General features: G+C 59.7%; 9 protein-coding genes. 7 read left to right on the forward strand and 2 right to left on the reverse strand.

All coding sequences use genetic code 11. The features are described from left to right. Positions 1-66 precede the first annotated feature (66 nt). The 7 genes from secY (at position 67) to CIW50_RS15585 (ending at position 5961) form a co-directional block, all read left to right on the forward strand. Positions 67-1398: a preprotein translocase subunit SecY gene (secY, locus tag CIW50_RS15555; protein WP_149532142.1), complete on the forward strand. Its 1332-nt coding sequence runs from the start codon at positions 67-69 to the stop codon at positions 1396-1398. Continuing rightward, positions 1395-2312, forward strand: coding sequence for an adenylate kinase (locus tag CIW50_RS15560; protein ID WP_149532143.1), 918 nt, complete (start codon positions 1395-1397; stop codon positions 2310-2312). Before secY ends, CIW50_RS15560 begins: the two co-directional genes overlap by 4 nt. Positions 2313-2492: 180 nt before the next feature. Then, positions 2493-2861 (forward strand): 30S ribosomal protein S13, encoded by a 369-nt coding sequence (gene rpsM, locus CIW50_RS15565; protein ID WP_116661812.1) that lies wholly within the window; start codon positions 2493-2495, stop codon positions 2859-2861. Positions 2862-2969: 108 nt separating this feature from the next. After that, positions 2970-3359 carry a 30S ribosomal protein S11 gene (rpsK, locus tag CIW50_RS15570; protein WP_068731453.1) on the forward strand — a complete coding sequence of 130 codons (390 nt, stop codon included), beginning with the start codon at positions 2970-2972 and terminating at the stop codon, positions 3357-3359. Between the two features lie 99 nt (positions 3360-3458). Next, positions 3459-4490 (forward strand): DNA-directed RNA polymerase subunit alpha, encoded by a 1032-nt coding sequence (locus CIW50_RS15575; protein WP_149532144.1) that lies wholly within the window; start codon positions 3459-3461, stop codon positions 4488-4490. A 123-nt stretch (positions 4491-4613) separates the two neighbouring features. Next, positions 4614-5030: a 50S ribosomal protein L17 gene (gene rplQ, locus CIW50_RS15580; protein ID WP_149532145.1), complete on the forward strand. Its 417-nt coding sequence runs from the start codon at positions 4614-4616 to the stop codon at positions 5028-5030. Positions 5031-5166: 136 nt separating this feature from the next. Then, complete coding sequence (locus tag CIW50_RS15585; RefSeq protein ID WP_149532146.1) at positions 5167-5961, forward strand: SDR family NAD(P)-dependent oxidoreductase; 795 nt, start codon at positions 5167-5169, stop codon at positions 5959-5961. A 100-nt stretch (positions 5962-6061) separates the two neighbouring features. On the opposite strand, the gene CIW50_RS15590 is transcribed toward CIW50_RS15585, so the two are convergent. Then, a complete protein-coding gene (locus tag CIW50_RS15590; RefSeq protein ID WP_246664287.1) occupies positions 6062-7507 on the reverse strand; it encodes an OprO/OprP family phosphate-selective porin in 1446 nt (481 codons plus the stop codon). Positions 7508-7872: 365 nt separating this feature from the next. Then, positions 7873-8886, reverse strand: coding sequence for a zinc-binding alcohol dehydrogenase family protein (locus CIW50_RS15595; RefSeq protein WP_149532147.1), 1014 nt, complete (start codon positions 8884-8886; stop codon positions 7873-7875). Between the last annotated feature and the right edge of the window lie 90 nt (positions 8887-8976).

Genomic DNA, 8976 nt, shown 5'->3' on the forward strand with positions numbered 1-8976 from the left:
GGCCTCCGCTGCATGCCCCGCTTTTTCGGAGCATGATGGCGAAAGGGGCGCGGGAGAAAGCCAAACATGGTCTCTGCAGCAGAGCAATTAGCAGCAAACCTCAACTTTTCGGCCCTCGGCAAGGCCGATGAACTGAAGAAGCGCATCTGGTTCACACTGGGTGCGCTGCTTGTTTATCGGCTTGGCACTTATATTCCGTTGCCCGGTATCGATCCGGCCGCATGGGAACAGGTGTTCAAGCAGCAGGCCAGCGGCATCCTTGGCATGTTCAATATGTTCGCGGGCGGCGGCATCAATCGCATGGCGATTTTTGCGCTTAACATCATGCCGTATATCTCGGCGTCGATCATCATTCAGCTCCTGACGACCGTGTCCCCCCAGCTTGAAGCTCTCAAGAAAGAGGGCGAGGCGGGCCGCAAGACGCTGAACCAGTACACCCGGTACCTGACTGTCATCCTGGCCGCTTTCCAGTCCTACGCTATTGCTGCAGGTCTGCAGGGCGCCGGCAATGTCGTCAGCGAACCTGGCATGTTCTTCCTGATCTCGACCTCGGTCACGCTGACCGGCGGCACGATGTTCCTGATGTGGCTGGGTGAGCAGATCACCTCGCGCGGCATCGGCAACGGCATCTCGCTGATCATTCTGGCTGGCATCGTGGCGGAGCTTCCGTCGGCGATCGCCAACATGCTTGAACTCGGACGTCAGGGCGCCCTGTCGACCGGTCTGATCCTGGTCGTCATCGTGATGGCTGTGGTCGTGATCGCCTTCATCGTGTTCGTGGAGCGTGCCCAGCGGCGCCTGCTGATCCAGTATCCGAAGCGCCAGGTCGGCAACAAGATGTTCGAGGGTCAGTCCTCACATCTGCCGCTGAAGCTCAACACCTCGGGCGTCATCCCGCCGATCTTCGCGTCATCGCTGCTGCTGCTACCAGCCACCATCGCCAGCTTTAATGCGGGCAAGGGGCCGGAGTGGTTCCAGTGGATCACCACGCAGCTCGGACATGGCCGCCCGCTGTTCCTGATCTTCTATGTGTCGCTGATCGTGTTCTTCGCGTTCTTCTACACGGCGATCGTGTTCAACCCGACCGAGACCGCCGACAATCTGAAGAAGCATGGCGGCTTCATCCCGGGCATTCGCCCAGGTGAGCGCACCGCGGAATATATCGACTACGTGCTCTCGCGCATCACGGTGCTCGGCGCGGCCTATCTGGCCGTAGTCTGCTTGATCCCCGAGATCCTGATCTCCTACGCGTCCGTGCCGTTCTACTTTGGTGGCACGTCGCTGCTGATCGTGGTCAGCGTCACCATGGATACTGTGGCCCAGGTGCAGGGTTATCTGCTGGCGCACCAGTATGAAGGTTTGATCCGCAAGTCGAAGCTGAGGGGCCGGCGCAAATGAGGTTGATTCTTCTCGGGCCGCCGGGGGCGGGCAAGGGAACTCAGGCACAGCGTCTCGTCGAGCGTCATAACATCGTTCAGCTGTCCACTGGTGACATGCTGCGCGCTGCTGTCGCTGCCGAGACCGAAGTGGGCCTCAAGGCCAAGGACATTATGGCTGCCGGCGGGCTGGTGCCCGACGAGGTCGTAATTGGGATCATCTCGGATCGTATCGAGCTGCCGGATGCCGCCAACGGGTTCATCCTCGACGGCTTCCCACGCACGGTGCCGCAGGCTGAAGCGCTGGATGCGTTGCTGAAGTCCAAAGGGCTTCACCTGGATGCCGCCGTCGAACTGCGCGTCAACGAGAGTGCATTGCTGCAGCGTGTCGAAGCTCGTGTCGCACAGATGATGGAGCGCGGAGAGACAGTGCGCATCGACGATACACCGGAAGTGCTGTCGAAGCGCTTGGCGAGCTATCGCACCTCGACCGAGCCGCTGGTGCATTACTATTCGGAGAAGCGGAAGCTGGTGACCATCGATGGCATGATGACCATCGAAGAGGTGACGGCAGAGATCAACCGCGTCTTGGCAGCGATTCTCGCCGCCGATGCATCGGCGAAGAAGCCCGCCCGCAAGCCTGCCAAGAAGGCTGCTGCGACCAAGCGGGAATCGGCTCCGGCCAAGACTGCGAAGAAAGCTGCCAAGAAAGCCAAGAAGGCGCCGGTAAAGGCCGCCAAGAAGGCCAAGGCAGCCAAGAAGGTTACTAAGAAGGCAGTTAAGAAAATGGCCAAAAAGGCGGTAAAAGCGGTTAAAAAGCCCGCGAAATCTGTCAAAAAGGCCAAATCCAAGACATCGGCCAAAAAGCCGGTGAAGAAAGCCGGCAAAGCGGTCAAGTCAGCCAAGAAGGCCGCTAAAAAGCGGTCTAAACGCTAGAGGCGGTTGACGAAACGAAGTCAAATACTTTAATAAGGCCCTCATCCAGTCGGAAGATTCCAACGATGCCGGGCCCCACTGAAATCCAGGGGACGGGCGTCGTGTTCGCGTTTGTGAATGCCCGCCCGACAAAATGACGATAATGCCGGTTCGTGATGGACTGGTGACAGGAGAGAACTTGTGGCCCGTATCGCCGGTGTAAACATCCCGACCAACAAGCGCGCGCTGATCGCGCTGCAGTACATCCATGGTATCGGCCAGAAGAATGCTGCCGACATCCTGGAGAAGGTGAAGATCCCCGTGGATCGTCGCGTCAATCAGCTCTCGGACGCAGAAGTTCTGCAGATCCGCGAAGTCATCGACCGCGATTATCTCGTGGAAGGCGATCTCCGTCGTGAGACGGGCATGAACATCAAGCGTCTGATGGACCTCGGCTGCTATCGCGGCCTGCGTCATCGTCGCGGTCTGCCGGTTCGTGGCCAGCGCACGCATACCAATGCGCGCACCCGCAAGGGTCCGGCCAAGTCGATCGCCGGCAAGAAGAAGTAAGCTTTCGAATTCGAATTTGCAGAAGCGGGCGTCACGTCCGCTTCTGCGATTATTTTTGGTGTAGCCGCTGGCATTACGGCGGCGTTGAGATCTCTAGAAAGGTTAGACATGGCAAAGGAAGCCGGACGTATCCGCCGTCGCGAGCGCAAGAACATTGCATCGGGCATCGCGCACGTGAATTCGTCGTTCAACAACACGACCATCACCATCACCGACGCGCAGGGCAACACGATTGCCTGGTCGTCGGCTGGCACGATGGGCTTCAAGGGCTCGCGCAAGTCGACCCCGTATGCAGCGCAGGTTGCTGCTGAAGACGTGTCGAAGAAGGCACAGGAACATGGCATGCGCACGCTGGAAGTCGAAGTTGGCGGTCCGGGTTCGGGCCGTGAATCGGCTCTCCGCGCTTTGCAGGCCGCGGGCTTCACGGTTACCTCGATCCGCGACGTGACCTCGATCCCGCACAACGGTTGCCGCCCGCGCAAGCGTCGGCGCGTTTAATACTTTTTGATCGCGGGTGGCTCGGCTGCCCGCGATTGCTTTTGCGATGCGACTTACGCGGACTGATCCGCGATCTCCAACGCCAGTGAGTTTGATGGCATGGGTGACACAGTGACGATCCAGAAAAATTGGCAAGAACTTATCCGGCCGAACAAGCTGCAGGTAACCCCTGGCAGCGATCCTTCTCGTTTTGCGACCCTGGTTGCCGAACCACTTGAGCGTGGTTTCGGCCAGACCCTCGGCAACGCACTCCGCCGCATCCTGCTGTCCTCGCTGCAGGGCGCTGCCGTGCAGGCGCTGCACATCGACGGCGTGCTGCACGAATTCTCCTCGATCGCCGGCGTGCGTGAAGACGTCACTGACATCGTGCTGAACGTGAAGGACATTTCGATCAAGATGCTGGGCGAAGGCCCGAAGCGCATGGTCGTGAAGAAGCAGGGCCCGGGCGTCGTGACCGCCGGCGACATTCAGACTGTCGGCGACGTGACCGTTCTCAACCCCGACCTGCAGATCTGCACCCTCGACGAGGGCGCTGAGATCCGCATGGAATTCACCGTTGCCGGCGGCAAGGGCTATGTCGCTGCCGAGCATAACCGTCCGGAAGACGCGCCGATCGGCCTGATCCCGATCGACAGCCTGTACTCGCCAGTTCGCAAGGTGTCGTACAAGGTCGAGAACACCCGTGAGGGCCAGATCCTCGATTACGATAAGCTGACGATGACCATTGAGACCAACGGCGCGTTGACGCCGGATGATGCGGTCGCTTATGCCGCGCGCATCCTGCAGGACCAGCTCAACGTGTTCGTGAATTTCGAAGAGCCCCGCAAGGAAGTTGCTCAGGAAGTCATCCCGGATCTCGCTTTCAACCCGGCTTTCCTCAAGAAGGTCGACGAGCTCGAGCTCTCGGTACGTTCGGCAAACTGCCTGAAGAACGACAACATCGTTTACATCGGCGATCTCGTTCAGAAGTCGGAAGCAGAAATGCTCCGTACTCCGAACTTCGGCCGCAAGTCGCTGAACGAAATCAAGGAAGTGCTCGCCCAGATGGGTCTGCACCTCGGCATGGAAGTGCCCGGTTGGCCGCCGGAGAATATCGACGAGTTGGCCAAGCGCTTCGAAGACCACTACTAAGCATCACGAGCGACGTGGCCGGGATCTAGCCCGGCCATGGCGTTATGGGCGAACGCAGGCAGCCCACCTGCAACATGATGTCCGACGAACCGTCGCGGCAAACTGAAATCAAGGAATATTCCAATGCGTCACGGCAAGGTTCATCGCAAGCTCAACCGCACCGCAGAGCATCGCAAGGCGATGTTCGCCAACATGTGCGCGTCGCTGATCAAGCACGAGCAGATCGTCACCACGCTTCCGAAGGCCAAGGAGCTCCGCCCGATCGTGGAGAAGCTCGTCACCCTCGGCAAGAAGGGCGGCCTCCACATGCGTCGCCAGGCCATCAGCGAGATGAAGGACCAGGATCAGGTCCGCAAGCTGTTCGACGTGCTGGCCAAGCGCTACGCTGATCGTCAGGGTGGCTACACCCGCATCATCAAGGCCGGTTTCCGCTACGGCGACAACGCCCCGATGGCGCTGATCGAGTTCGTCGATCGCGACGAAGACGCCAAGGGCAAGGATTCGGGCCCGGTGCAGGGCGGCGCGTCCGAAGCGGCGTAAGCCACTTCACATCAGAATTTCGGAAAAGCGGCGCCTTGTGCGCCGCTTTTTTGTTGTGCTTTCGTCTTTTGGATGCAGTTGCATCTTTCAATCCGCGTTCCGATATCAGCTCCGTCATTCAAACGGGAGTACGCATATGAAAATCGATCTGACGGGCAAGACGGCACTCGTGACGGGCTCGACCTCGGGCATTGGCCACGCCATTGCCAAGGGTTTGGCCGCCACTGGCGCTCAGGTTGTTGTGAACGGTCGCAGTCAGGGCAAGGTGGACGCAGCAATCGCTGCGATCACCAAGGCCGTGCCCGGGGCCAAGGTGAAGGGCGTCGCTGCCGACGTGTCGACAGCGGAGGGCTGCAACGCGCTCGCCTCGGCACTCCCCGAGGTCGATATCCTCATCAACAATGCCGGCATCTTCGAGCCCAAGGGCTTCTTCGACATTCCCGATGAGGACTGGACGCGCTTCTTTGAGGTCAACGTCATGTCAGGCATCCGTCTGTCGCGCGCCTACATGCAGGGCATGTTGAAGCGCAACTGGGGCCGCATCGTTTTCATCTCATCGGAGTCCGGACTGAACATTCCCGGTGAGATGATCCATTACGGCATGACGAAGACCGCGCAGCTCGCGGTCTCGCGCGGCCTAGCCGAACTGACCAAGGGCACGGCTGTGACGGTCAATTCCGTGCTGCCCGGACCGACCATGTCGGAAGGCGTGGAGACGTTCGTCAAGGATCTCGCCAAACAGAACGGGCAATCGGTCGAAGAGGCTGCTTCCAACTTCGTTAAACAGCACCGCTCGACGTCGCTGATCCAGCGCTTCGCCACCGTCGAGGAGATCGCGAACATGGTTGTCTATGTCTCGTCGAAGGAGGCATCCGTGACCAACGGCGCAGCGCTGCGTGCCGAAGGCGGGATCGTGCAGACCATTGCGTAAGCATACGCTTCGCAAGAGGAAGGCGGCGCCGAAGCGCCGCCTTTGTTCTTAAGAGCCGCAGGCACGTAGCCCGAACCCGGAGGTTCGAAGCGCCTGACGCTTAGAAGGCCACTTGGGTGCGCATCGCGAAGACATCGTAATCGGCGCCGGTGTTCACCGTGCTGCCGGGGGCGAACTTGTCGACGGTGCCGTGGATCCAGTTGAACATGAAGCGCATGTTCTGGTTCACGTACCAGTTCACGCCGACCGTAGTGTTCTTCAGCTCGCCGCCACGGACGTTGAGGTCGTTCAGCGAGGCGTAGCTGTAGCGCACGGCGAGTTCCCAGGCACCGAGATCTCCGGTCGTGAAGTTAACCGGGCGAGCCGGGTTGATGCCGCCGAATGCGCCGGCTGACGTGCTGTACTTGTGCTGTTCGCCGGTGATGACGTAGCTGGCCTGGCCATAGCCGCCATTGAAGCTCAGATCGCCGAGTCCGTTGCTGCGCTGGATGCTGTAGTCGAAATATTCGCCCGAAGCCATGAAGCTGCCGTACTTTACAGCGGCTTCACCGCTCAACACGCGGGCGCTGTCGACAGAGTTCATGGTGCCAGTGTTCAGCAGCGAACTGGTCGCCGGATCGACACGAACTTCAATGCGATCGCTCATGCCCAACGTATTGTTGGTCGTGCCGCCGGTCTGGGCGAGATACAAGGCGTCGAAGCCGACGAGTACGGTTGCGATCTCATTGTTGATCGGCAGGCCGACTGCGCGGAAGGTTGCGCCGAGCGGCTGCGGCTGGCTGTGATTGACGTTCAGGCCCGTGGTCGGACCGGTCACGTAAGCGCCGACCCAGTAGTGATCGCCGAATACCTGACCACCGAACGCGGCGCGGTTGTCGCCTGCGGCAAGGTTCGTAGCGAGAACCTGCGAAGCGGCGCGCTCCATGAACATGATGTTGTTCGAGCTGGTGGCTTCGTCCAGCGTGTAGGGGACGTCGATGTAACCGCCCTGGATCAACAGGCCCTTGACGCCCTTATAGGCGACATAGGCGTTGTTGAGGACGACGTCGCCGTCCGTGGTGCCGCCGGCGTCGACGATCACGCCGTATTCCCAATCCTTGTTGAAGGTGCCGATCAGACCGAGGCGGGCGCGGCGGGCATTGATGCCGTCATTCACGCTCTGTGGGCTGGTTCCGGCCGACTTCGGCGAGAACGAATAGGCGGCAGTGTCGAGGTGCAGACGGCCGGTGATGGCGATGCAATTCAGACCGTCGTCGGTGCAGAAGGTCGGACGGTTGCCGGGCATCGTCAGGTTCGCGTTGATGAAGGGCACAGCCTTCTTGTGCATGGCAGCGTTGGCATTCGCGAAGCTCTGCTTGACCGATTCCGTCTGCTTCTGCGTGGTGTTGGCCTGCTTCTGTACGTTATCGAGCTTCTTTTCCAGCGCGCGGAGCTGCGCTTTCAATACGGCGATCTCATCATTCGATGACTGCGCATGCGCCGGGCCTGCGGCCAGCGCGCCGATCACGCCGAGCGTGCCCAGGATTTTATGTGTCGTGAAAGACATAGAGTACCCCTGTAGGAGACAAAACCCTACACGCCCCGCGAATTGCTCCGCAGGTGAAGACGCGTATGGATCTGTGTTTTGTGATCTTGTGAGAGAGAACGTCCGAAGACTCTCGCCCGTGGCCGCTCTCATTTTTACAAGCGAGCTACTGTTGAGCTCGCGGGCAACCTAGGCAAGCTTTGCGACAGTTCTGTAAAACCCGCATCGCATTGTAGTGAACAGGCCCGTACTGTCGTTTTTAGATCACATGCGATTTAGATAATTAGCTATTTAAATTAGCTATTATATAAGAAGAGCGCATCCATGGATGCGCTCTGTTGTCATAGGTGTCTCCAGGCGAGAATTTCGTGGTGACAGTTTCGTGATCACCAGCCTTCGAGTACGATCTTGCCGTGCGACTTGCCGGATTCGAGCAGCGCATGCGCGCGTTTGAGATTCGTTGCGTTGATGGTGCCGAAGGTCTTGTCGAGCGTGGTGCGCAACACACCCTTGTCGATGAGATCCGCAACGTCGTTGAGGAGGTAATGCTGCGCGATCATGTCGGGCGTCTGGAATGACGATCGCGTGAACATGGATTCCCAGTGCACCGAGACGGCCTTGCCTTTAAACGCGGATATGTTGAATTCAACGGGGTCGTCGATCAGTCCGAGCTTGCCCTGCGGTGCGATCAGATCAGCGAGTGGCTTGTAGTGCTGCTCCGTCCCCGTGAGGCTGGCGACGAGTGAGACCGGCGGCAGCTTCAATGCGTCGATCTGCTCCTTCAGCGGCTTGCTGTGATCTATCACAGCATGCGCGCCAAGATCTTGGCACCACTTGATCGTCTCCGGCCGTGAGGCCGTCGCTACAACCGTGAGCCCGGTAAGGCGGCGCGCGAGCTGGATCAGGATGGAACCGACGCCGCCGGCGCCGCCCATGATCAGCAGCGTGCGGGGATCGAGGCTTTTGCCCGGTGCGACGCCAAGCCGATCGAACAGCAATTCCCAGGCTGTGATCGCGGTCAGCGGCAACGCCGCAGACTGTGCGAAGGAGAGCGAGGAGGGCTTGCGGCCGACAATGCGCTCATCGACCAGATGGAACTCGGCATTGGTGCCCTGGCGCTGGATTGAGCCGGCATAGAACACCTCGTCGCCCGGCTTGAACATCGTGACGTCGGGGCCGACAGCATCGACGACACCGGCGGCGTCAAAACCAAGGATCTTGGTTTCGCCGGCCGGCGGCGCCGCGCGCTTGCGCACCTTGAAATCGACGGGATTGGCCGAGATCGCCTTCACGGCCACGCGGATGTCGCGGCCAGTCGGTTGGGGCTTCGGAGCCTCAAAATCGACCAGCGCGTCAACTGCGTCGATCGGGAGGGATTTGCTATAGCCGACTGCCTTCATTGGGTGCGCTCCATGCTCTTGGCGGGAATGTCCCGAAGACGTGTCCCGAGGCGACAATAATTGCAAGTACTGTCATTTCAGGGATATAGT

Source organism: Tardiphaga sp. P9-11 (assembly GCF_008329525.1).
Classification (GTDB): domain Bacteria; phylum Pseudomonadota; class Alphaproteobacteria; order Rhizobiales; family Xanthobacteraceae; genus Tardiphaga.